Source organism: Candidatus Melainabacteria bacterium, from assembly GCA_003963305.1.
Classification (GTDB): Bacteria; Cyanobacteriota; Vampirovibrionia; order Obscuribacterales; family Obscuribacteraceae; genus PALSA-1081.
Map to the genome: position 1 here is coordinate 183607 of RXJR01000015.1, position 22297 is coordinate 205903.

Genomic DNA, 22297 nt, shown 5'->3' on the forward strand with positions numbered 1-22297 from the left:
CGCCAGAACAAAGGTATCACGCCGTTCTTTACAAGTGTCATTCATAAGGAGATCTTATCGATCAATGTTACCAGGCAGGCGACAACCCAGCCACCAGATACATTCACGGTAAGGCAGGAGTAAGTTTAGCTCGTACAATGATATTCGGCGCTGCCCACAACCGGAAACACATGACTGATTCCAATTCAACAGACGATCAAACTCTCGCCCCAAGCTTGAAAACGGGCGTTTTGCTGTTGCATGGGCTGACCGGGATGCCGTCTGAGATGCGCCCGATTGAGAAACATTTGACTCAGCAGGGGTGCATCGTATCCTGTCCGATGCTGGCTGGACATGGCGGCGACCACAACGAACTACTGGCAACCGGCTGGAAAGATTGGCTTGCCAGCGCAAAAACGGCACTTGACGAGCTTTTGAAACAATGCGACCACGTCGTTGTCGGCGGTCTTTCAATGGGTGCGCTGCTGTCGCTTATGCTGGCGATTGATGAACCGCGTGTAAGCGGGATAGTCATGCTTTCTACGACTATTAGTTACGACGGCATGACCTCAACACGTTTTAAAATATTTCTTCCTTTTGTCGATTTGATTCCATGGCTGGGACGCAACTGCTACTGGACGGAGTCACCGCCGTATGGATTGAAAGATCTGCGCCTGCAAAAACAAATTACCAAACAAGTAGAAGCGGCGAAGCGCGGCGAAAGCACCACATTTGGTTTATTCCGTACTTATGCAGGATCTCTGCGTCAAATGGATCATCTCGTGGCGCAGGTAAAAAAGCAGGCGAAAAAAGTACGCTGCCCTGCTCTCGTAATTCACGCGCTGGAAGACACGATCACCACAACAAAAAACGCCGAAACCATTTGTAAGTTGATGGTGGCTAACGACAAGACTCTCGTTCTGCTCGGTGGATGCGACCATGTGTTAACGCTGGATCTGAGACGGAAAGATGTTGCTGCTTACATAGCCAGATTTGCCGCAAAAGCAAGTTGGGAATTCAGCAAGAGCAATGCAGACAGAGTAGTCGCTGTGCGAAGCTGACAAGATCGGGTCAACTGGTGCTGGTATGAAAAAATCCATATGAAGAAACCAGCAACAGGATTGAAGTTCTAACGCGCGGCTATTGCAAGACTGAAACTAAACCGACGTTTTTTCTTTTTCAGTCAACTTCGCAGCGCTCTTGATTGTTCGAGCATTGAGTGGGTTGCCGTCGGCGAAAGCTTCCTCAGGATGAGCTTCGATGTACACTTTCAAGTCATCATCCAGAGTTGACCATGTCACGTCGCGCGTCGCAATTGTGTAGAGCTTATGCATAATCGGGTTACTGTGCTTGCAATAGTTGGTCAGCGGAACAAGCGAATGTCCTACATCGATCTTGGCTCGATAGCCAGTCTGTCCGCTCTGAAATTCGCTTGCACCCGTCGTTAAAACCCAGTCAAGCGCGCCTTCCCAGAGCCTGAAATAAAGTAACCATTCAGATGGTAGGTGGTAGTTGAAACCGATGAATTTATTAATTACACGTTTACCAAGCTGGAAACAAAGCATGAAAGCTACCAATTCCTGGTTATCAGCCTTGCGAATCAAGATAAAGTAAGACTCGTCTAGGTCGGCTATCAAAGAGAAGAATTTGCGATTCAATTTCTCGAATTTCGTTTTGCCTTTCTCATATGTTTGCCAGAAAAGAGCAAAGGCATCATCAAGCGTTTTCGAATCAGGACGATTAACAACTTCAGTAGTCAACTCAATGAGCTGCTTGCTCTTCTTCAACTTCTTCTTCAAGTTGTGACGGCGAGAACTCTTCAAATTTGCGAAATAAGTTTCCTTCTTATTATCGTGCAACTCAATCATGGTGCCGGGAAAACTTACCAGTTCAAACATATTTTGCTGCTTTGCGAGCCTTGAAAGAGCATTGCGATAGCTGTCAGGGAAATCCTTCCAGACAATGAATGGTGCCTTCACCTGCCTCGCCCGGCGCTCGAATGCTGCTTGTAAAAATGGTGCCACCTCTTCGATCGTGGTTTCAGAAAGAAGCCCGACGGTTCCTTCATCAGTGCAAGGCGAACCGATAAACAGGGTGCGCTGATAAAGAAGTGACGGAACAATCTTGCCAATCACCTTCAGAATCGGCACTACTTCCGGTGGCGCTACTAATTCAATCGGAACATCCATCAAAAACGTGGGAGCTATACCAACATCTTTTCCATCTTTGACAATGATGGCATACGCAAATTTGAACTGATCTTGGATATCACAATTTTCCAGGGTTCGATACCACCAGCGACCTTCCACCGGTGGCGCAAAACAAGCCGTCCAGAGATGATCGTCGATTTGAGCCTCGCTATCGACCCAACGAATAGACACCCCGGACGTCATGAGTGTTGTCCTGTTGAATTCAGTCCCAGCAACACGGTCCCGCACAGAATTAGCACTACCCCTATCCATCGTTCTCTTTGCACACGCTCCTTGAGAAATACACGAGACATCAACAGCACCATTACGAAACTCAAGCTGCCCATCGGATAAGCAATGCTTACATTCAGATTCTGCAGCACAACCGTCCAGACAACAGCTTCAATCGACATACAGGCAATTCCACCGGCAAGCCAGAGGCGGCTGCCCAGGTCGCCATCTTCGCTTCGCGTGGACTTCTTCTTGAAACACAGTTGTCCACCCGCTTCAATAGTAGTGGCACATACAACAAGAAGAATGGCGACCAATTGATTCATAAAATGGCACCACTTTTTGATTGTGCATCAGCACCGATGGCACCATTGACGGTGTTGTGATCGGTTTTACTTATAAACCAAACCCCGACAAGTACCAGCGAAATTCCTAGTATTTGCAGAAGAGTAATCTGCTCATGCAAGATCGCTGCAGAAAGAATGCCCACTGAGATGTAACTAAGCGACGTGATCGGTTGCGAGTAACTCAGGTCAGCATGTTCGAGCACTTTGAGCCAATTAGCAAGTTGCAACAGAAACAGAGTGACAACCAGCCAGAAGAGCGGATGTTCAAACGTAGCAATCAAAGGGGAAGGTGCATGCTCAGTCGCTTGAACAGCCATCTTCCAAAACACCTGAACGCCGGTATCCAAAATAATTGCAATCGAGAGCCCCAGACAGATATGCAACGGCACTCGCTTGAACAACGGCAGCGATTCAACTTGCTGGTATAAAGGCAGTTTTCGAAGTTTCTGCAGAAGACTCATTGTCGTACTCTACAAAACCGAAGTTCGTTTCGCCCAGACATATCGCTTCAGCAACGGAGCTGGTCTGAATCGCTCTCCATAGACTTGATTGAGGTTTTCGATCTTCTTCAAACATTCCGCCAGACCGATCTCGCTAGCCAGTGCCAGAGGTCCGCGCCTCATTCCCAGCCCGGCCATCATGGCAGGGTCGAGATCTTGCACATCGCAGACTTTTTCTTGCAGCACGAGAAAAGCTTCGTTGATCATTGGTAAGAAGAGCCGCTCGGCATTGAACGGCGGCGCATTCTCTTTGACTCCACCAATCTTCACCAGAATCTCGGCAATTTTTGCTGAGTTTGGACCGGTGCGCTTACGAGTATTCTCGTCGTATTTGTAAAAGCCTTCTCGCGTTTTTTGCCCCAATAGATTCAACTTGACCATTTCTTCCAAAATAGGAGCGGGCAAGAATCTATCGCCGTATTCCTGGAAATTGAATCGCGCAACAGCCAGCCCGACGTCAGATCCATTCATGTCACGCAGGGCCAGCGGTCCTATTGGCATGACGTAATCGCAGGCAGCTTTATCGATCTCCTCGACCGGTGCCACTCCTTCTTGCAAACAGTAGAGCGATTCATTGATGTAACGACCCAACAAACGATTTACCAGGAAAGAGGCGCACTCCTCGACACGCACGGCGAGTTTTCCCAGGGAAACGCCTAAATCAATAGCGCTGTTCACGGTGTCATGCGAAGTTTCCAAACCAGGAATGACTTCCACTAGCTTCATTAGATGTGCAGGATTGAAGAAGTGCAAACCGACGACTTTATCGGGGCGGCGGGTGAACGCACCGATTTGTGTGATGGATAAGCTGGATGTGTTGCTGCCGAAGATTGCATCGACGTTGCACCATTCGTCCAGGTCCTGGAAAACCTTCTTTTTCAATTCAATAGATTCAGGCACAGCCTCGATTACAAAATCGACATCGGCGAACGTTCCGTAATCCGTGGTCGGCAAGATCAAGGCGCGCTGGGCTTCAGCTTCTTTGGGGCTGAGACCTTTGTCGACCCTGGATTTCAAGAGTCGGTCGATATTGTTCAAACCAGCCTGGACACTCTTGTCATCTATGTCTTTCAGAATAGTTGGATATCCGCGCGAGATCAAAGCAACAGCTATGGACGAACCCATCGTTCCAGCGCCCACGACTGCGACCTTATTAACTTGCATGCCCCTGCTCCTCTCAGTACGCCCATAGGGTATCAACCGTGCGCACCGTCTGCCAGTTCAACATCTTCATATGGAAGACGTCGTCTGGCCGGCGAAATCAAAAAACGAAAGGACTTTGTCGCAGGAGAGAAAAATTCGTTCTTCTGAAGCTGTTTAAAACGCTTTTGAGCGGCGAAAACTGCGCTGAACGCTTTACCACTCATTTCCTTCAAATACACCTTTCCAGTTGGTTATTACCTCTTAACCGAAAGGAACGGAACAAACGCGCCAGGCATCAGTCGCATGACAATTCCATGTGCCACCAATTCAATCATTACAGTTGCCAAGTGAAATTATAAAAACAATTAGTGCAATAAGGAAAACACGAGCGCCGCTTGTCAAGCGATCGGAGGCGCAGCCGGTGAGGTTTGTAGCCAGATAGCTGAAAACGCAGTTTTAGACCTCGATAGCGACTTTTAGATTTAATCGCTTGACAATCAGATAATTATTAAAAACCCGTAGCTTTTTTGTAACCTTTCGTTAGAATACTCACAACCTTAAGCAAACATAAATCTGCTGTCGGACTGGAACCCTAATCAAGAGCTCATGGGAGCTCAGGAGGCGGTTGTGTACGCCTATCTAATCATTGGCTTTGAACTTGCGATTCTATATGCAGTTTTCTGGTACGTGTTCATTCGTGAGCCACGTCCATACACACTGAAAGGTGATCTCTGGGGAACTTATTCCCAGTCCTCATTCACCACAGGTGATGACTATGCATCGTCAAGTGCTCGCCAGTGGGAACAGAACATGGAAGTTTTGAGACAGATTCAGAATGGTCGCACCTTGAATCAGATGCACCAATCTAAATTGCCGATGAAACCCATCGAAAACACAAAGCAGTACGGTTGGGTTTTGAACCAACGTGAAGCCGAAGCTGGTGCAGTCGCCAAGTTGTTCGGACGTTTTAGAGATTCCGTCGAAGTTATGAGCGTCAAGGTTCCATAAGAGCTTCCGCTATAATTTGACAGGCTTTTGCTTGCCGCAGCGATATCGCCTCGGCAAGTTCTTTTTTTAGTCCTCTCAACACTTCTGCGGATATCCAGCCAAACCATGACTCAATCAAATACAACAGCTGCGCAGAGCAATTCGGTTGCTACTTCGGTAGCTCAGCCAGAGAGAGAGAAATTGCTGGAAGTGCGAGATTTGAAAAAGCACTTTCCGATTCGAAAAGGATTTTTCAACAAGCAAGTTGGAGCGGTTCGCGCACTTGATGGAGTTAATTTAGATGTTTACGCCGGTGAGACGCTCGGACTCGTAGGCGAGTCAGGCTGCGGGAAATCAACATTAGGTCGCGTCATGTTGCGGTTGCTTCCGGCGACATCTGGATCTGTAGTTTTTAATGGAACCGATGTTATGAATTGCGACACCGCAACCATGAAAAGTCTGCGGCGCGAAATGCAAATTGTCTTTCAAAATCCCTACGCAAGCCTCGATCCGCGTATGACCGTTTCACAAATTGTCGCGGAACCACTGGAAGTTCACAAAGTTGCTTCCGGAAAAGAGCTAAAAGAAAAAGTTTATTCACTGGTCGAATTGGTTGGACTGTCACGAGAAATGGCCGACCGTTATCCTCATGAATTTTCCGGCGGGCAACGTCAGCGTGTTGGAATCGCCCGCGCGCTGGCGCTAAGACCGAGATTGATCATTGCTGACGAACCGGTGTCTGCGCTCGACGTAAGTGTGCAAGCTCAAATTCTGAATTTGCTGATTGATTTACGCAAGGAATTTAAACTGACCTACGTTTTTATTGCGCACAACCTGGACGTCGTCCGTTACATAAGTGACCGCATCGCGGTCATGTACCTGGGAAGAATAGTAGAACTCGGAAATTGCGGCGAGGTCTACAGTGCGCCGTTGCATCCGTATACGCAAGCACTGATCAGTGCGGCTCCCGTTCCCGATCCAAATTATGATCGCTCTCATCGAATTTTATTGCAGGGAGATCTTCCCAGCCCGGCTAATCCGCCGCCAGGATGCCCCTTCCACACGCGCTGCCCCATGGCGCAAGACCAGTGCAAAGCGGATGTTCCCGCTTTGCGCGAGGTAATTCCCGAGCATTTTTCAGCCTGCCACTTCGCCGAAACGCTTTTGGAACAGCATAAAGCGTCAGGCAAAATTTGATGAATGAAGATACGTCGATTTGTCTTAAAAGCCGAACATGCGATCGATCGATTGCTAGGCGTCTATAACAATCGATTACCGGCAACGACCTATGCTCCACTGAAAGAGCTAGCTCGCCAGTACGGCTTGGAAATCGTCACTAACGCACGCTCGGAAGATGACGAAATAGAATTCGAACAGCCGTCTGCAACACAGATCAAAATCTATGCCAACTTGCTCGCTTCGGAACTGGCAATTTACCCGACTGAGATTTTTCAGCTCTGCAATATTGAACGATTGGTTCTCTGCGCAAATCTGCGCTCTTTGCACCACAAAGTTTCTGGATTGACCGATATGGGTCTGTTCAAGATAGACACGCTATTTTTAGATTTATCGCACGCCTCAAAGTACTGGGACTTCAGTCGTCGCACGTTTCATCACGAGCTCTTTCACGCCATAGACTTCAGCGACTCACTGGAGGGATTTATCGATACTGAATGGCGCAAACTCAACTCTGGAGATTACAAATACTTTGCTAACGAGGACAACTTTCGCGCCACTGAGATCACGACTGCCGGATTTATAACGGCTTACTCAATGCGTTCGGCCATCGAAGACAAGGCAGAATTGTATTCCTACATGGTTATGGCAAGCGAACAAGTTAACACCAGGTGTGCAAGCGATCCGGTTCTCGCACGCAAAGTCGAACGAATGAAGACACTGTTGCTCAAATTCAGTCCAGCATATGACGAGTCGTTTTGGTCAAAAATGCAAAACAGAGCCGATCAAATCGCACGTATCAAGGGCACTAAGAATTAATCAAGTCCTTTACTCGTTCTTAAACGAACAGCTTCTATATTTAAAGCATGAAAATAGAAAACAGAAGAAAGTTAAAAGCGTCACGCAAGCAGACAGAAACAAGAAATAAAAACGTCATGCAAGCACACAGGGGCGAACAGGAAATGGACATGACAGACATAAAAACAGGCGTCATCAGCCAGGAGGTTCTCTAGACCGTTGACAATAAAACATACGGTCTGGATGAGAACCGCGACAGCAGGCTAAAAGAAGAGCAAGAAAAGCTGCTTTCGACACCGAGAAGATTTAGAAAATCAGAAAAACTAAAAGCGCTGTGGGCTATGCAACTATTTCTGCTCCCACATGTGGTGGCGGGTCCTGCCATTATCGGATTTGCGCTGCTTCTGGCTACTATACTTTTAACAGGAAGCACCGTATATGGAACCATCAGCAGAATGGATGAAAAGCCTGGCTCAGAAAGCGGAACCGATTACATTTTGCACTATGACTACAGCGTCAGCGGTCAACAATTTCATGCCAGCGGCAGCACAAGCAAGAGAACATACCAGCACCTGAAGCCGGGTGATTCTTTAACCCTGAAAGTCCTGCCCATATGCCCGGGACTTGCACCGCAAGTCATGGATGGCAATTCACACGCATCCATAGTGGCTTTTACCCTTGGTTTCGGTGTGCTGTGGTCTTTACTCATGTTTCTGCCAGGCTACGATATCTTTATAGGACCGCATAAACGAACGAAAGTAATGACACACGGCAAGGTTCTGACCGGCACAATTACAGAAAAAATTATTTCGGGCGAAGACAATGATCGCTTCTCCTTGCGCTTCCAATACGAGCCGACTCCTGGAAAGCTTCAAACAACGCAGAGAGTGGTCACCAGAGAGCAGTTCACGCAAGCTCAAACTGGCGAAAGAGTCAGTGTTCTGTACGATGCCTCGTGCCCGGCAGAAAGTTTGATCTATCGTTATAGCGATTACGAACTGACTTCCTTGTTATAAGCTGCATAAAAACAAGCTCTGACAAGCCCTAGCAGCTCTACAGCTCTACAGCTCTAACAAGCTCTACAGCTCTAACAAGCTCTACAGCTCTGACAAGCCCCAGCAGCTCTACAGCTCTGACAAGCTCTACAGCTCTAACAGGGCATACAGCCCTAACCAGCTCTAAAACCTCACCTGGTCAATGCAAAGACTGGTGAGCCAGAGCAAGTTTTTCACGATAAGGAGACGATTTGAAAGTCTCTACGAGTTTCGCTTGCCATATTCTGGCGCCAGCCGCATTGAGATGGGCGACATCTCCGTAATCGCTATCTTTGAACTCCGGAGAGTTAAAATCCAGCAGCGAAGCCCCGTATCTGGTGGCAAGCCTGGCAACATCCTTCGAGTAAGAAGCCAAAAGCTCTTTCGGCATAATGGCGACATGCTCTCGCTTCAATGGCATTTCAACGACAACTACTTGCACTCCGATATTTTCCAGGTGTGCTAGAAGCAACTCGAGGAACACGACTTGTCGATTGTATCGCTCGGAGCAATAGGGATTGTAGCGAAAAATAGTGACACCCTTGGAAATTTGCTGCAACAATTCGAAAGCGGCAATCTTCTTCGCCATGGGGTCTGTAGGTTTAACAGCAGCCAGTTGCGCAGGCGTAAAATGATCAACTCTCTTTGGCTTATCACCTGGCTTATCAGGAGCCATAAGTTGCGCCTGTGCCTGCGCAATCTTCTCTTGCTCAGACGCCCTCTCTGATTTGCGGATCGGTCCGGCTGGCACCATATTCGATATCAAAGTCACAGCAGTATCATTTGCAGCTTTTGAAAAGACATTCTTTCTATCGACAAGAAAGGAAACTTGCTTCAACATGCAATTGACGCGATCATCAATAGAAGTGAACGCATCGCCAGGCAAACCAAGCACAGAGTCTAAACTACTCAGATAACGAAAAATATCTGTGCTGACAGGAGATTTGACATTGTTATCGAGCAAATCGCGGGGCGCTATGCCATAAATGAGAAGCTTCGGCTTTTTCTCTTTTGACATCAGACGCTGCGCAATCATGTAAGAATCGGAGGCATTTTCGCCGCCCAGCGCCCAGGAGAATGACGGCGATTCGTTCAAAAAAGTGGGCGAAGAATCTTTCAGTGCGCATTGCATCAAGGACGAGCCCATGAAACAAATTTCCGGAGCTTGAGGTGCAGCCTTCCAGGCCCGCACAAGGTCTGCCAGTAAGGTCTTTTCGCGTGGTTCATATTGCTCTAACATCGCTGAAGGGCAAAGCAGTTTCGCGGTCACATCGAAAACGACAAAACCAAGAAAAGCAACAACTGCTCGACTCGCCCAGAAGCGAAGATCCATTGCGATGGTCCAATTGCGGTGGTCCAACAGCATCGGTCAAGGGATACCCCAATCACCTTTTCCGAATCAGCGCCTAGCGGGCTGACTCCGGCATTGTGCCTTAGTCAGCCCGCAATTGTCATTAGGCTCAGCTTAGTTTGCCCTAACCAGCCTTGAGATCGTAACGGTCGTTATTCATGACTTTGGTCCAGGCATTCACAAAATCACGAATGAATTTTTCTTGCGAATCGTCCGAACCATAGACCTCAGCGACTGCACGCAACTCCGAACTTGAACCGAAAATCAAATCAACCGGACTCGCTGTCCATCTCAACTTGTCAGTCTTGCGGTCATGTCCCTCATAAACGCCCTCGGTTGTGGATTTAGACCACTTCGTAGACATGTCGAGCAAATTGACGAAGAAATCGTTGCTCAACGTGCCCGGGCGACTTGTAAACACTCCCAGCTGGGAATGCCCCTCATTGGCGTCGAGTGCTCTCATTCCGCCGACCAGTACGGTCATCTCAGGAACAGTCAAACGAAGCAAATCAGCTCGCTCAACCAACAATTCTGCTGGAGAACGCTCATTGCCTTTGCCGTAGTAGTTACGGAAGCCATCAAAAGTCGGCTCTAGAACCGCAAAAGAAGTCTCATCAGTCTGCGCTTGCGAGGCATCAGTGCGACCGGGAGCAAATGGTACAGTCACATTCGAACCCGCTTTCTTTGCAGCTTGCTCAACGGCTGCATTGCCACCCAGCACAATCAAATCGGCAAGAGAAACCTTCTTACCGTCAGCTGAATGCTGGCTGTTGAATTCACTTTGAATGCCTTCCAGAGTTTTCAAAACTTTCGCCAGCGATTCAGGGTCATTTACAGCCCAGTCTTTCTGCGGCGCAAGGCGAATGCGTGCACCATTTGCACCACCTCTCTTGTCAGTGCCACGGAAAGTAGCAGCTGAAGCCCACGCAGTTTTGACCAGTTCTGAGGAGGAAATTCCAGATGCGAGAATCTTTGCTTTCAATGCTGAGGCATCAGAATCATCGATCAATTTGTAATCAACTGCCGGAACTGGATCTTGCCAGATCAGCGCTTCCTTAGGCACCTCAGATCCCAGATAACGAGACAGTGGACCCATATCGCGATGAGTCAACTTGTACCAGGCTTTCGCAAATGCAAGTTTGAATTCTTCTGGATTGTCGCGGAAACGTTTTACGATTGGAGCGTAGACCGGATCGAACTTCAAGCCGAGATCAGTTGTGAACATCATCGGAGCATGTCGTTTGGAAGAGTCGTGCGCATCGGGTACCGGTTTCACCTTTGCCGGATCTTTCGGAGTCCACTGGATTGCACCAGCCGGACTCTTTGTCTGCACCCAATCGTTATCAAGCAAATTGTTCAAATACTGCATCGTAAAGAAGATTGGTGAGGACGACCAGGCACCTTCCAAGCCACTAGTGATGGTGTCAGCGCCTTTGCCGGTGCCATACTTGTTTGCCCAGCCGAATCCCTGTTGCTCGATTGGTGACCCTGCTGGTGCGGGACCGAGGTTCGACCCAGCAGCAGCTCCATGAGCCTTACCGAAAGTATGACCGCCGGCAATCAAAGCGACAGTCTCTTCGTCATTCATCGCCATTCGTCCAAAAGCTTCACGCGTATCCTTTGCAGCCAGCAAGGGATCTGGATTGCCGTTGGGTCCCTCTGGATTTACATAAATCAAACCCATTTGAGTTGCAGCGAGCGGTTTCTCTAAGGTTCCGCCTTTGCTGCGATTGTCTGACATAAACTTCGCGCCTGGTCCCCAGTAAACCAGGTCCGACTGCCAGTCGTCAGATCGTCCACCACCGAATCCATAAGGTTTGAAACCCATCGATTCCAATGAAACGTTGCCAGTCAATACCATCAAATCGCCCCACGATAGCTTGCGACCGTATTTCTTCTTGACCGGCCACAACAATCTTCGCGCCTTATCAAGGTTGGCGTTATCGGGCCAGCTGTTGAGTGGCTCGAACCTCTGTTGTGCACCAGCGGCGCCACCACGTCCGTCGAATATTCTGTAAGTACCTGCGCCATGCCACGCCATGCGAATGAAGAACGGAGCATAACTGCCAAAATCTGCAGGCCACCAATCTTGCGAAGTACTCAAAACAGTTTTGATATCTTGCTTAACCGCATTGAGATCAAGGGTCTGAAACTCTTTGCCGTAATTGAACTCATTACCAAACGGATTTGACTCAATGTCGTGTGCTCGCAAAGGCGATAGGTCAAGTCGATCCGGCCACCAGAACTGATTTGGGCGAGCAGCACCATCTGCCCAGGCTGGAATAGCCTGTGCAAGTAAGGAAATCACAACGGACTGGACTATTAAGGCGGCGGTTGTTCGTTTCGTCATCATTGAATCCTTTAATCAGAGGGCACCTTTTGAGATCGCTTCGAGCCACGGCTACACAAAAGAAGCCGATTAGACTTATAATAAGTTTAGACTAACTCTAAACACCACCACTGTCAAGGCTGTCGTTCTCAGCAAGAGCGATGTATATTCTGGCAGCTTTTACCAGAAAATATCGACAGAAGTGACGAGTGATTTTTGCCAATTCTGGGCGATTACAAGGTGAGTTCGTTGCCTGATAGAGCGACCCGAAAAACGTAGCCTATCGGATACGTCCGGTCCGCAGACATCCCTAATGCTGAGTTCGTCAACAGCCGTCGTCAAATCGGTGCTCGCGTCAACACGATCGAACTTCGATATCCCGTTGACTCTGCAATCGCGCGCACTTGTACCTTACAGCGGTCGCCATCTTTGGTCTGGGCCATGAGCATGGTTGGAGATTTGAGAATAATCTTCCATCCCTGCCCTTCGATTTGATCCACATACCAGTCCATGATCTTTTTTGGAACCTGCTGAGAGTAGTATGTTTCACTGGCTGCATTATGCTCGTGAAAACATCCGTCTTTAAAAACGGCACCACTATAAACAGGAATATTTCGCAAGTTGATCGGACCCGCTAATGTAGTCAACGGTACCGTCGGTTTGACTGTCTGCCTCGCGCCTCGGTACTGCGCAAAAGAGGCAGCCGGAGTAAGACCGAGCAGCACCAAACACGCCACCATACATTTGAATTTTAGATCTTGATTCATTTCGCTAATTGATATGAGAGAAGGTTGTACCACTCGCCAGACCAGTTTCTCTGAAAGTCAACCGACCCAGCGTTCTGAGGGCTCCCGAACCCGGCCACCAGAGAGCGCGATCGGTCGCGGTCATTCCAGTTGGAGGGTCCATATCTACATAAGGTGCGATGTGAACATACTCATCGCCCTGGCTCGCGCCTTGATCGATCGTATCGACCAATGTGCTCTGCAGATCGTATTGCACCGTCATGCAGCTGTCGCTGAAGTTGGGTGCTGTACCGTCTGGATCGACAATGGTTGCACTGGCGCCCGGAGGTGGTCCAGCATCGATTTGGAGAGGCTTGCTCAGATCATTGTTCGGCAAATAGATGTACAACTTATTCGCCGTCTGATCTGACGCCTTTGTGGTGGGTGATGTATTAAACGCAGCCATCGGAAATGGCTTATTCAACAGGGCATCAACTTCCGCAGGAGTTGTTCTTGGCTGGATCTGTTGGCAACGAACCAGAATGTCGTGCTTAATGTCATTAAGACATTTTTGACCCATCGTCTGTTGCATCATCTGCCAGATCGTGCCGACATCCTCCAGGGGCAAAGTGTAGCCTTGGTTTGGAACAGGCATGTTGTTCGGTGGATTTGTGATCCGCTGTCCACGCGCACCGTAATCTTTATATACGCCCAAACCGGAATCATCCGTGGCATACATATTGATCGTCACACCGTTATTGATACTCTGTCCATTCAAATCACCCTGGTTATGATTGATCGTCTGCGACGTGACCGACCCAGTTGCAGGGTTATGTGTGACAAATCCATTAGGACCACCCTTTCCCTGGAATGCCACAATCACCGTCGCCTTTGCCCAATCAACTTGTGAAAAGTTTTGACTGGAATTAGCCGTACCAGTTTGAGGAACCGTTCGCTGAAAAGTTGACTGCATGGCTCCGAAACCGGATACACAGGGACCAGTCAAACCATAATTTGGTCCGGTTGCAACTTGCAATCCACAGTCGTTGATTACATTTGGATTGCTCTGATACATCGCATAAATTGCCTTCAGCGTATTTTGAGCTGCCGCCGGAGGAAGATTTCCAGCGTTATATCCCGGCTTCAAATCCGCACCTTTGGCACCGACGAAGATTGTTCCCTGCGGAGGAGTGCCGGTGCCACCATCGTTAGCCCACTTACACCAGGCTGCCAGCAAATTTGCGCTGCCAAAACCAGTAGTAGCATTAGACATGAATGCAACATTCTGAATTGTATTTACGTTGCTTGTGTCCCCGGCGATCCAGGTACTATAAATGCCACCGGGTCCACCGCCGATCTCCTCGTTGAAGATGTTGTCACCGTTGAGAGCATTGGGATCGTAACCAGGAGGCGTCGGATTTGCACGCCAGTTGAGAAACTCAATATAACCATTGGGAATTGCTGCCGGGAACTCGAAACCATTTCCCAGAGGACCGTTTGTACCACCCTGGTTAATAGCTCCCGCTATCGCACAAGCAAGCGCACCACCAAAGACTGCCGACTTTTGCTCAAAGGAACTAGCATCAGCTTTAAGTGCATTTGGCGGAGCAGATCCAAACTTGGCCTTGTTGGCATTAAAATCAGCCAGCGACACTAGATGCGGTGCCTGCTGAGGCATTATCGGTGTGCCGTATAACTGACCTCCGACAGGAGGGTTAATAGGCTTGTATCCAGCCATGTATTTGCCAGGATTCTGAACTCCTCCCGGCACCTGATTGAGCGGACTGAATTGAGTGGGCGACGTAGGAAGCGCAAACCCATCCAGCGAATCAGTATTGAAGTAAACGTTTGTCGCGCCAGGGTCTTGAGACTTCATGTAAGCAACATCACTAACTGCGCCGTTGACACCATGATTGCCCCACATTCTCGTATCATTCTTCAAGTCTGAAAAAGTCGACCCGCTAAGAATCTGAGCAGTCAAAGCGTCGCCCATCTTATTAACTTCAGCGATAACCTGAGCGGCTTTGCCCGGAGCACTGCCACCAACTTTTTGGGCATTAATCGAGATCAGAAGCGCTGTCGCGACCGCTCGATTATACGTGAGCAGTGTTATGCCAGTGGCATTCGGAGGATATACGAGACCAGAAAAGTCATATGGGCTAGTCTCCGGCGGCACAGAAATTTTCAACATTTGCTTGGCTGCGTTGAGAGTGCCGGCGTCTGTCGCGTTGGCTACCTCGCGACCGCCGCCCATGATTTTAGAAAGAAAGAAAACCGCGATACCAATGACGATGATTACCAGAACGCAAATGGCTACCAAACCGAGAGTTGACCCTCTTCTACGTCGGCGCATATCTCACCTCTACTGCCTCGATGGCATCGACCGGACACATTAATAGTGCTTAATAAATAGTATACCCGTATTCCTTTTATACGAATCAGTCAAATAGCCCGAAAGTGCCAACCAGGTACCTTGGAGCTCAGAAATTATCGAATGTAAGGACTTCGGGGGTAAGGAGTTTAGAGCAACAAATTTTTGGGATGCCGAATCAGCTTAAGCACTGATTTCAAAAAAGATACTATCTTCTCGACAGGCCAGTTCGCATGGAAAAAGGCGAATTAGAGACGTTTTGCATCGATTTGCACAGTTCCGCAAGCGGCCCGCATTTACATTATCGACGGGTCCAATTGATATATGATGTCGGCATGGCAAACATCCTGATCATCGGCTGCGCCTCACTCGACACAATTCACATCGAAAAGGACGGCTACAGAACGACATACCAAACAGTCGGAGGAGCAGGGCTCTACACCGCACTGGCCGCACGTATGTCGGTTGATGTCACACTCTACGCCCCAAAGCCGAACCCTATGCCGGAAGCATTGGCATTCCTGGATCGGCTGCTCGATTGGCAGGGTCCCAGTTGTCCGCCGGTCGAATTGCCTTGCCTGGAGATAGTGCATCACGGTGGAGGCAAAGCAACGCTTCTCAACGCCAGCTGGGGCGCTGAAGCACTACTGACACCAGACCAACTGCCAGGGCTGCAAGACACGAATATCGTTCACATCGCCGCCCTCAGTTCCGCGCAGGCGCAAAGAAGTTTTCTCGAAAAATGTCGTCAGGCAAAAGCAAAAGCAATCTCGGTTGGCACGTATGCAAAGCTGGTGTATCAACAAACGCAAGAAGTTCATCAGCTATTTAAGGCTGCCGACTATTTTTTCATGAATGCAAACGAAGCAAACGGATTATTGAAAGAAGGCGAATTAGAGTCCTTAACAGGTGCTCCAAAAGTATTCATTACTGATGGTGAGCACGGCGCCACTGTATATGATGGCGCAAACAAATTCCATGTACCTGCCACTAAAGTCAACGAGTTAGATCCGACCGGTGCCGGTGATACTTTTTGTGGTGCCACCCTTGCTCATATTTTGCACGACATGCCGCTCCAAGAAGCAGCCGAAGTAGCGTGCGACATTGCCTCTCGAAACGTTGAACAGATTGGTCCACAATTTGCTATAAGCGCCCTGAAACGCAGAATCAAATCTGAACCAGCCTTGTAGCACAAGCCAGCGTTCCTGGCACCCTGGCACGGGAAACGTAATTCAAAAGCAAACTACAAGGAAACCATCAAAGGAAGTCGAACGATAAATTCTGTTCCACGACCTAGTGAACTAACACAGTCAACTCTTCCTTCCAGTTTTTCAACCAGAGTCTTACATAAGTGAAGCCCGAGCCCTGTGCCCATGGTCGAATAAGGTCCTCTCTTACTTTGCCAGAATTTTTCGAAAATCTGTTTTTGATCCAGTGCACAAATACCATTACCGTTATCTTTGACCTTAATTATGAGATGCTCGACTTCCAGCTCAGCTGACACCGAAACAATCGAGCCTTCCGGGCTAAATTTGATAGCGTTATCGAGAAGATTCGTGATGATGCGCGCCAATATTTGCTTGTCTGTCAGCACGGGCGGCATTTCGGTCTGAAGTTGTAAATCCAATCCTATGTGGTTGATCGCAATCGAACTCGCCAACTGCTTACTGCATTCTCTGATCAGTTCCGGCACATCAACCGCTTCCAGCCTTAGAAGCAGTGACGACTCTTTTGCTCGATAAGCTTCCAGAATATTCCAAAGAGTGCGCAACATCGATTGATGCGAATCAGTCAAACTATCTAGAAGCTGGCGGTAAGTGGCGTCGGAGATACCTTTCTTGAGCACTTCGAATATTCGAAGTCCGCCTGTAAGAGAGCTCTTCAAATCATGCGCAACAGCAGCCAGAAATTCTTCATTTCTTATAGCCTGCTCTCGTAGTTCTTGATTTTCCTTTTGAAGCTGCGCACACTTAAGCTCTAATTCTCTGATTCTCGTTTTAAGATGTAATTTCTTTCGGTAGTCACGATCGATAGAATCAATTTGCTTGAGGTCAGAGGCGCCGGAATCACTTGAAACGAGCAAGTCGGAGGGATTGATTATGTTTAGAGCATCCCGGCACCCGTCACTAATTACTAATTCAGACGGAATTATTACTTCAATCGCCCTTTCAAGGTCGTGCTCGATATGGTTTTCGTTAGTCCGCTGCATACACTTCACCACATAAGAATTTCGAAGTACGAGAGACCACCGGATTAGCTAGAGAACAATCGAAATTTCATCACAATCAAGATCAGCAAATTGATCGAAATACGCTTTGGATAGAGCTAATTTGAGCTGCATCGGCGTTTGAAACCTGGCGTCAGGGTTCTTGTCGAGCAGCTTAAAAACTATCTCCTCAATGCTGTCGGGCAGGTGCAACTCCGGAGCGACACTGGCAAAAGACGCTGGCATCTCCTGCAAGTGCTTCGAGATGCATTCCATTGCACTGAGACCAGACGCGGCTTGATGCCCAGTAAGTGCCTCATACATGACACAACCAAGAGAGTACAAATCGCTTCGCAGATCCAGGCGTCCGCCTCTGCACTGTTCAGGACTCATATAGGCAGGACTTCCACACAAGTCGAAGCTATCCGTCAGCTGCATCTGAATAGAAGCTTGCGGCGGTGGCAAGATTTTAGCCAAACCAAAATCAATTAGCTTGGTGGTCATTTGCCCATCGTTAGTGCCTAGCAAAACTATGTTGCCGGGCTTAATATCGCAATGGATTACATCTTTAGAGTGCGCGGCAACAAGAGCATTACAAACCTGGTCGAAGATATTATGAAATTCCGGCAGTGTCAGCCGACCCTTTTGCCGCAAAAGAGTTTCCAGGGTCGTTCCCTCGATGTAATCCATCACTATAAAGGATTGCCCCTTTTGGGTGATGCCAAAATCAAAAACTTGAACTGTATTCGGATGCACTAACGCTGCGGCAGCACGTGCTTCGTCTTGAAACAACCGAACGACACGACGATCTGCGGCGAACTGGGGGAGTAAGACTTTGATGGCGACAATCTTCTCTGTATGAATATGCTTGGCTTTATATACTCGCCCCATGCCTCCGCGACCAACATGGGAAAGGATCAGATATTTATCAGCAAAAATCTCTCCAATAGTAAGTATGGATGACTGATGAGTATCTACTGATACATCGGCGATCTTGGCAGCAAACTGCTTCCGAAGCTGTTTGCTACGCTCATTTTTGTCACCCGTCAAGAAGAGCGCCTCCACCGCATCACGCATCATGACCCGCAATTGTTCAGTTGTGGCACCCATTTCCGAGGCAATTTCTTCATTGCTGAGCCCCTGCTCTACGTAACACAACAGATCAAGCATATCGGCATCCAGACTCTTTGACTCAGGCTGTTGATCATAAGATCCCATACGGGTTTGTTGCAGCCGCTCGGCAATTCTCGAATCCAGCCACATTCCATTGTTGTGCACGGTTACAATCGCCTCAGACAGCTGCTCGATTGGGACATCCTTCAAGCAAAATCCATCAGCGCCACTGCCCAGAGCAGCGAGGATGTCTTTGTCTGTGTCATGAGACGTGAGCATTATCACCCGAGTCTGAGGGCATCTACTCTTGATTTGATAGCTTGCTTCGATTCCATCCATGGTGGGCAGAGCGATGTCCATCAAAACAATATCCGGCTTCAGCTCAATCACTTTATCCACAGCCACACGACCATCGGATGCCTCTCCAACCACCAAAAACTTTTCCAAACTCTGGAGCAGTACACGCAGCCCGATACGAACAATTTGGTGATCTTCTACGATCAATATCTTTATCAGTTCAGTCATGGGAGATTCCATTCCTTTGCACCCAACCAGGCAGGCACGTTAACACAGGAAAACTGCGACGCAGCCTACACTGAGAGTGAGACAAAAATCAGCTGAGTCCATCTTTGTCGGACAAATGGACCATTTAAATAAGCAGGAAATTAAGCCCGATGCTTAAAACGCGATTGATGTATATCTACTATAAGTCACGTTACCAATATTAGTAATCACGCTGTTGAGGTATTAATTGCACCAGCGAAATACAGTCAACTCAACAGTTTATCTAAACTCCATCTCGTCTGTCGACTTGATTTATTCTGCCGACAAAGACTCGAATCGCATACATCCGATTCGCTTAAAACCAACAAAACCCTCTATTATTGAGCGTCTTCACAGACAGCCAACGAAGAAGCAGAAAAAACTCTTCGTGATACCGCCCCGCATCTGTTGTATATAATCGACAATGCCGATGCATTATATTCGGCTGAGTTGGCAACCGCACGTAACACTATTGAGGGTGAGAAAGCGCGCTCATTATGAAGTTCAGCGAAATTACCTGACGCAGACTGATGGTGCTTTGAGGCGCTGGATCGGGAAGAATCGACTGCGACGAAAGATCTGTATTATTGTCGACGTGACCTATAGTATGCAGAACATGCCCTTTTCCAAAATCGAAAGTTAGAGCAAGTACTCCTAGACCGACCGTGTCTTGATTGCTCAAGGCGCGACTGCGCGCCAGCACCTGCAGACTTCTGCGTGCACCGGGCTTGACTAACTGACTTTTGTCATCGAGTTTCCATGGGCCCGTTGGGCTGGCTCCTTTAACAAGTGGCGAATCAGGAATGACCACGACGCCATCAATGATTTCACTTGTTGAGTAGGCACCATCCCAATAAACATAGCCTGGACAAATCTTTTGCAGACAACCACTCAAAGACCAATCTGTTGTGAGCAAACAACCACCAGCCTCGACAAATTTTCGCACGACTTCAACACTGCTGTCCGAGAGTTCCCCTGGACAATTGATTATAAGTAAACGCGCCCGATTCAAGCGGTTTGCCAAATTCGAGTTATCGCCTGTAACGTACGGAATTTTGCAGGCATCTAGAACATGCTCGGCATGATCATATCGCCCTTTGATAACAACGACGTCTGATGGTTTGATAGCAGCCACAGGCAGATCAGGATAGTTGACGTTTATCCACCGCCGAAAAACATCCGAAGCCAGATGCACTTGCTTGACGCGACCAAGAACTGGAGCCTGTTTCAAGAGATCGTTGGCAACATCGCCGGTGCCTCGGTTGACACCGTCGTCTAGATTGTCATCTTCACCAACTCGTCCAGTTAGAACTGTCGGCGCTTTTTGAGGCAAGACATGTTGCACCTGCGTGTGCACCACAGGCGGTTTATATCGGGAATATTTTCCAGTATTCGGAACCTTTTGAACGCGAGTAGTGTAGTAAGTTGTTGCAGGCTGCACTTCAATCACTTCCACACGACTTGTGGAAGATTGTCCAGCGCAAGCAGGTAAGATTTCAGACGAAGCGCAGAAAGTCATCATCGCAATACTAAGGATCATCCTGGCTGATCTGGCTTGCGTAAATGATAGATTCAGCAATTTAAAATCATCCTGGCATTTCAACTTGCAAGCGACCTATTCGAAATCAGAATTACTACTTTCTGATCAGCGTGCCTTTGACTTTGAGATCGGTTCCGGGAGAGTGATTCTTTAGCTTATCCTGCTCTGCAGCAGAAGGCTCTCTGACAATGCGGTATCTATTGCCACCGCCTGTGGTATGAGGTTCAAGCAACATCTTCTCAGGAGTGGCCATCAATTCATCAACAAACGGTTCCGGCTTCTTGACTGCTGCGCTGCGGGGGTCACCATACTGGCGGTTATAATAATTAGTTCCAACTGCCTGCAATGCCGGCGTTCCGCGAAGATGACGAGTATCCATCAATTGACTTCGCAGGTTATCTACATCTGAGATCATCTTGTTGGCATCTTTTGCAACTTCTTCCTTCTTGTAATTCGCCTCCTGCTTTGCTAACAACTGCGCTTCTTTAATACGATTCTCGTAATCACGTTTTATTTGTTCAATTTCTGCAGTGTGATCTAAGTAAATGGGATTTCCTGTAATACTAATTGCGTCTGGCTGAAGAAGATTGCGAATCTTCAGATCGCGTTCCATTTGAAGCTGCTGCACATCGTGAACGCCGCGTGTCAACTTATCTTTCGCATCGGCATCACCATTGCGAATCTTATTGTCTTTCGCGAGTTCACTCTGCCGCTTGATTCGCTCCAGTGATTGAGCGACATCACTACTTTGCCTTGAAACGTCGGTGTTCTGCCTTGAACTATCAGGATTTTGGATCGTTGCTCCAGCCTTCGCAGCATCTCGATTTTGACCAACCCCAATTGGTGAAACATGCTCCATGGCCTGTAGGCAATATTGCTTCATTGTCTGGTCTTTAGACAGGTCGTAAGCCTTCCGGTATTCGGCTATCGCCTTTTCGGTCTGTCCAAGCTTGAGCAGCGAATTGGCTAGATAATAATGTGCAACCGCATCATTTTGATTCTTCGAAAGATGAGCATGCAAGTAGGAAACAGCTCTACTGTGATCAGCGGCGTTATAACTGGCGATTCCCTGTTGAAGTTCGGGATAACTCGTCGCGGCAAGGGTGGCCACAACCGGCGAGCACGAGACCGCCAAACTGAGCCAAATAGAACGCATCTTTCGCGGCATAATCATCGAGCACAACAAGCGATTATCCATAAACTGACGACCGTTGAGCGTCTGTGTTCCTCAGTATAGATCCGCATTGTGGAGTACGGATGAAATAACCAATTAATGCGAATGCAATTTCGCTCCATTGAGCTGGCTTCTCAAAAATGCTCCGACACTATAATCCTGATTCATGAATGTGTAGCGTCCGGGCTCAACATCGGGAACCAAATCCTCGAATTGATAGAAGTAGACTGAAACTTCTCGGCCGAAATCGCCCGGGACCTGAGACTTTAATGAATTCATAGACGGTATCGCGCCGCGAACGAGGGTGATTTCCCGAACCTTGTCCCCTGTTTGCAGCTTCAATTTAACGTGAGAACCGCTTTTACCACGAATTTTGGCGACCATCTCGTCTACGGTTTTATAGTTTTCTGCCGCCACGCCGTCTACTGCCAGAATAGCGTCACCGGCTTGCACATTCGCTCTGGCAGCGGGCATGTCCGGCAACACGACTTCCACCCAGAACCGACCTTTCTCCAAAATGACGACCATTCCTACACCAGCCGGCGGAGGCTCTGTCTGCGT

At 48.3% G+C, this 22297-nt stretch carries 19 protein-coding genes; 6 read left to right on the forward strand and 13 right to left on the reverse strand.

Going from position 1 to position 22297, the window contains the following annotated elements; genetic code table 11:
- Positions 1-137 precede the first annotated feature (137 nt).
- Positions 138-1040 carry an alpha/beta fold hydrolase gene (locus EKK48_15890; GenBank protein ID RTL40738.1) on the forward strand — a complete coding sequence of 301 codons (903 nt, stop codon included), beginning with the start codon at positions 138-140 and terminating at the stop codon, positions 1038-1040.
- Positions 1041-1136: 96 nt separating this feature from the next.
- Here the strand turns inward: EKK48_15890 and EKK48_15895 are convergent, their stop codons facing one another.
- From EKK48_15895 to EKK48_15910, 4 genes are read right to left on the reverse strand one after another with little or no spacing between them, the layout of a single operon-like run.
- Positions 1137-2441: a GNAT family N-acetyltransferase gene (locus tag EKK48_15895; protein ID RTL40739.1), complete on the reverse strand. Its 1305-nt coding sequence runs from the start codon at positions 2439-2441 to the stop codon at positions 1137-1139.
- Entirely contained in the window at positions 2369-2725 is a 357-nt protein-coding gene (locus EKK48_15900; protein RTL40740.1) for a 4-amino-4-deoxy-L-arabinose-phospho-UDP flippase, read from the reverse strand. The genes EKK48_15895 and EKK48_15900 overlap by 73 nt, the downstream gene beginning before the upstream one ends.
- A complete protein-coding gene (locus tag EKK48_15905) occupies positions 2722-3207 on the reverse strand; it encodes a hypothetical protein (GenBank protein ID RTL40741.1) in 486 nt (161 codons plus the stop codon). Before EKK48_15905 ends, EKK48_15900 begins: the two co-directional genes overlap by 4 nt.
- Positions 3208-3216: 9 nt before the next feature.
- Positions 3217-4410, reverse strand: coding sequence for a 3-hydroxyacyl-CoA dehydrogenase (locus EKK48_15910; protein RTL40742.1), 1194 nt, complete (start codon positions 4408-4410; stop codon positions 3217-3219).
- Positions 4411-5016: 606 nt separating this feature from the next.
- On the opposite strand from EKK48_15910, the gene EKK48_15915 reads away from it, so the two are divergent.
- From EKK48_15915 to EKK48_15930, 4 genes are all read left to right on the forward strand, one after another.
- Positions 5017-5397: a hypothetical protein gene (locus EKK48_15915; protein RTL40743.1), complete on the forward strand. Its 381-nt coding sequence runs from the start codon at positions 5017-5019 to the stop codon at positions 5395-5397.
- 105 nt (positions 5398-5502) lie between these two features.
- Complete coding sequence (locus EKK48_15920; GenBank protein ID RTL40744.1) at positions 5503-6573, forward strand: dipeptide ABC transporter ATP-binding protein; 1071 nt, start codon at positions 5503-5505, stop codon at positions 6571-6573.
- Positions 6574-6576: 3 nt separating this feature from the next.
- Positions 6577-7371 carry a hypothetical protein gene (locus tag EKK48_15925; GenBank protein RTL40745.1) on the forward strand — a complete coding sequence of 265 codons (795 nt, stop codon included), beginning with the start codon at positions 6577-6579 and terminating at the stop codon, positions 7369-7371.
- A 320-nt stretch (positions 7372-7691) separates the two neighbouring features.
- Complete coding sequence (locus EKK48_15930; protein ID RTL40746.1) at positions 7692-8366, forward strand: hypothetical protein; 675 nt, start codon at positions 7692-7694, stop codon at positions 8364-8366.
- A gap of 178 nt (positions 8367-8544) precedes the next feature.
- Here the strand turns inward: EKK48_15930 and EKK48_15935 are convergent, their stop codons facing one another.
- The 4 genes from EKK48_15935 to EKK48_15950 all read right to left on the reverse strand — a co-directional run bounded on the left by EKK48_15935 (position 8545) and on the right by EKK48_15950 (position 15142).
- Entirely contained in the window at positions 8545-9717 is a 1173-nt protein-coding gene (locus tag EKK48_15935; protein ID RTL40747.1) for a hypothetical protein, read from the reverse strand.
- Positions 9718-9859: 142 nt separating this feature from the next.
- Positions 9860-12085, reverse strand: coding sequence for a catalase/peroxidase HPI (gene katG / locus EKK48_15940; GenBank protein ID RTL40822.1), 2226 nt, complete (start codon positions 12083-12085; stop codon positions 9860-9862).
- Between the two features lie 317 nt (positions 12086-12402).
- Positions 12403-12831, reverse strand: coding sequence for a hypothetical protein (locus tag EKK48_15945; protein RTL40748.1), 429 nt, complete (start codon positions 12829-12831; stop codon positions 12403-12405).
- A 4-nt stretch (positions 12832-12835) separates the two neighbouring features.
- Entirely contained in the window at positions 12836-15142 is a 2307-nt protein-coding gene (locus tag EKK48_15950) for a hypothetical protein (GenBank protein ID RTL40749.1), read from the reverse strand.
- Between the two features lie 251 nt (positions 15143-15393).
- On the opposite strand from EKK48_15950, the gene EKK48_15955 reads away from it, so the two are divergent.
- The gene (locus tag EKK48_15955; GenBank protein RTL40750.1) at positions 15394-16350 is read left to right on the forward strand and encodes a carbohydrate kinase family protein; all 957 of its coding nucleotides are present in this window, start codon (positions 15394-15396) and stop codon (positions 16348-16350) included.
- A 53-nt stretch (positions 16351-16403) separates the two neighbouring features.
- Here the strand turns inward: EKK48_15955 and EKK48_15960 are convergent, their stop codons facing one another.
- The 5 genes from EKK48_15960 to EKK48_15980 all read right to left on the reverse strand — a co-directional run bounded on the left by EKK48_15960 (position 16404) and on the right by EKK48_15980 (position 22264).
- Positions 16404-17369 carry a HAMP domain-containing histidine kinase gene (locus EKK48_15960; GenBank protein RTL40751.1) on the reverse strand — a complete coding sequence of 322 codons (966 nt, stop codon included), beginning with the start codon at positions 17367-17369 and terminating at the stop codon, positions 16404-16406.
- A gap of 48 nt (positions 17370-17417) precedes the next feature.
- Entirely contained in the window at positions 17418-19016 is a 1599-nt protein-coding gene (locus EKK48_15965; protein ID RTL40752.1) for a response regulator, read from the reverse strand.
- Between the two features lie 475 nt (positions 19017-19491).
- A complete protein-coding gene (locus tag EKK48_15970) occupies positions 19492-20562 on the reverse strand; it encodes a hypothetical protein (protein RTL40753.1) in 1071 nt (356 codons plus the stop codon).
- A 94-nt stretch (positions 20563-20656) separates the two neighbouring features.
- On the reverse strand, positions 20657-21760 hold the full coding sequence (locus tag EKK48_15975) for a hypothetical protein (protein ID RTL40754.1): 1104 nt from the start codon (positions 21758-21760) through the stop codon (positions 20657-20659).
- Positions 21761-21832: 72 nt separating this feature from the next.
- A complete protein-coding gene (locus tag EKK48_15980; GenBank protein RTL40755.1) occupies positions 21833-22264 on the reverse strand; it encodes a PDZ domain-containing protein in 432 nt (143 codons plus the stop codon).
- Positions 22265-22297: the final 33 nt, after the last annotated feature.

Coding starts and splice junctions, on each gene's coding strand:
- EKK48_15890 (RTL40738.1), top strand. CDS start 138: ATGATATTCGGCGCTGCCCACAACCGGAAACACATGACTGATTCCAAT.
- EKK48_15895 (RTL40739.1), bottom strand. CDS start 2,441: ATGGATAGGGGTAGTGCTAATTCTGTGCGGGACCGTGTTGCTGGGACT.
- EKK48_15900 (RTL40740.1), bottom strand. CDS start 2,725: ATGAATCAATTGGTCGCCATTCTTCTTGTTGTATGTGCCACTACTATT.
- EKK48_15905 (RTL40741.1), bottom strand. CDS start 3,207: ATGAGTCTTCTGCAGAAACTTCGAAAACTGCCTTTATACCAGCAAGTT.
- EKK48_15910 (RTL40742.1), bottom strand. CDS start 4,410: ATGCAAGTTAATAAGGTCGCAGTCGTGGGCGCTGGAACGATGGGTTCG.
- EKK48_15920 (RTL40744.1), top strand. CDS start 5,503: ATGACTCAATCAAATACAACAGCTGCGCAGAGCAATTCGGTTGCTACT.
- EKK48_15925 (RTL40745.1), top strand. CDS start 6,577: ATGAAGATACGTCGATTTGTCTTAAAAGCCGAACATGCGATCGATCGA.
- EKK48_15930 (RTL40746.1), top strand. CDS start 7,692: ATGCAACTATTTCTGCTCCCACATGTGGTGGCGGGTCCTGCCATTATC.
- EKK48_15935 (RTL40747.1), bottom strand. CDS start 9,717: ATGGATCTTCGCTTCTGGGCGAGTCGAGCAGTTGTTGCTTTTCTTGGT.
- katG (RTL40822.1), bottom strand. CDS start 12,085: ATGACGAAACGAACAACCGCCGCCTTAATAGTCCAGTCCGTTGTGATT.
- EKK48_15945 (RTL40748.1), bottom strand. CDS start 12,831: ATGAATCAAGATCTAAAATTCAAATGTATGGTGGCGTGTTTGGTGCTG.
- EKK48_15950 (RTL40749.1), bottom strand. CDS start 15,142: ATGCGCCGACGTAGAAGAGGGTCAACTCTCGGTTTGGTAGCCATTTGC.
- EKK48_15955 (RTL40750.1), top strand. CDS start 15,394: ATGGAAAAAGGCGAATTAGAGACGTTTTGCATCGATTTGCACAGTTCC.
- EKK48_15960 (RTL40751.1), bottom strand. CDS start 17,369: ATGCAGCGGACTAACGAAAACCATATCGAGCACGACCTTGAAAGGGCG.
- EKK48_15965 (RTL40752.1), bottom strand. CDS start 19,016: ATGGAATCTCCCATGACTGAACTGATAAAGATATTGATCGTAGAAGAT.
- EKK48_15970 (RTL40753.1), bottom strand. CDS start 20,562: ATGATCCTTAGTATTGCGATGATGACTTTCTGCGCTTCGTCTGAAATC.
- EKK48_15975 (RTL40754.1), bottom strand. CDS start 21,760: ATGGATAATCGCTTGTTGTGCTCGATGATTATGCCGCGAAAGATGCGT.
- EKK48_15980 (RTL40755.1), bottom strand. CDS start 22,264: ATGGTCGTCATTTTGGAGAAAGGTCGGTTCTGGGTGGAAGTCGTGTTG.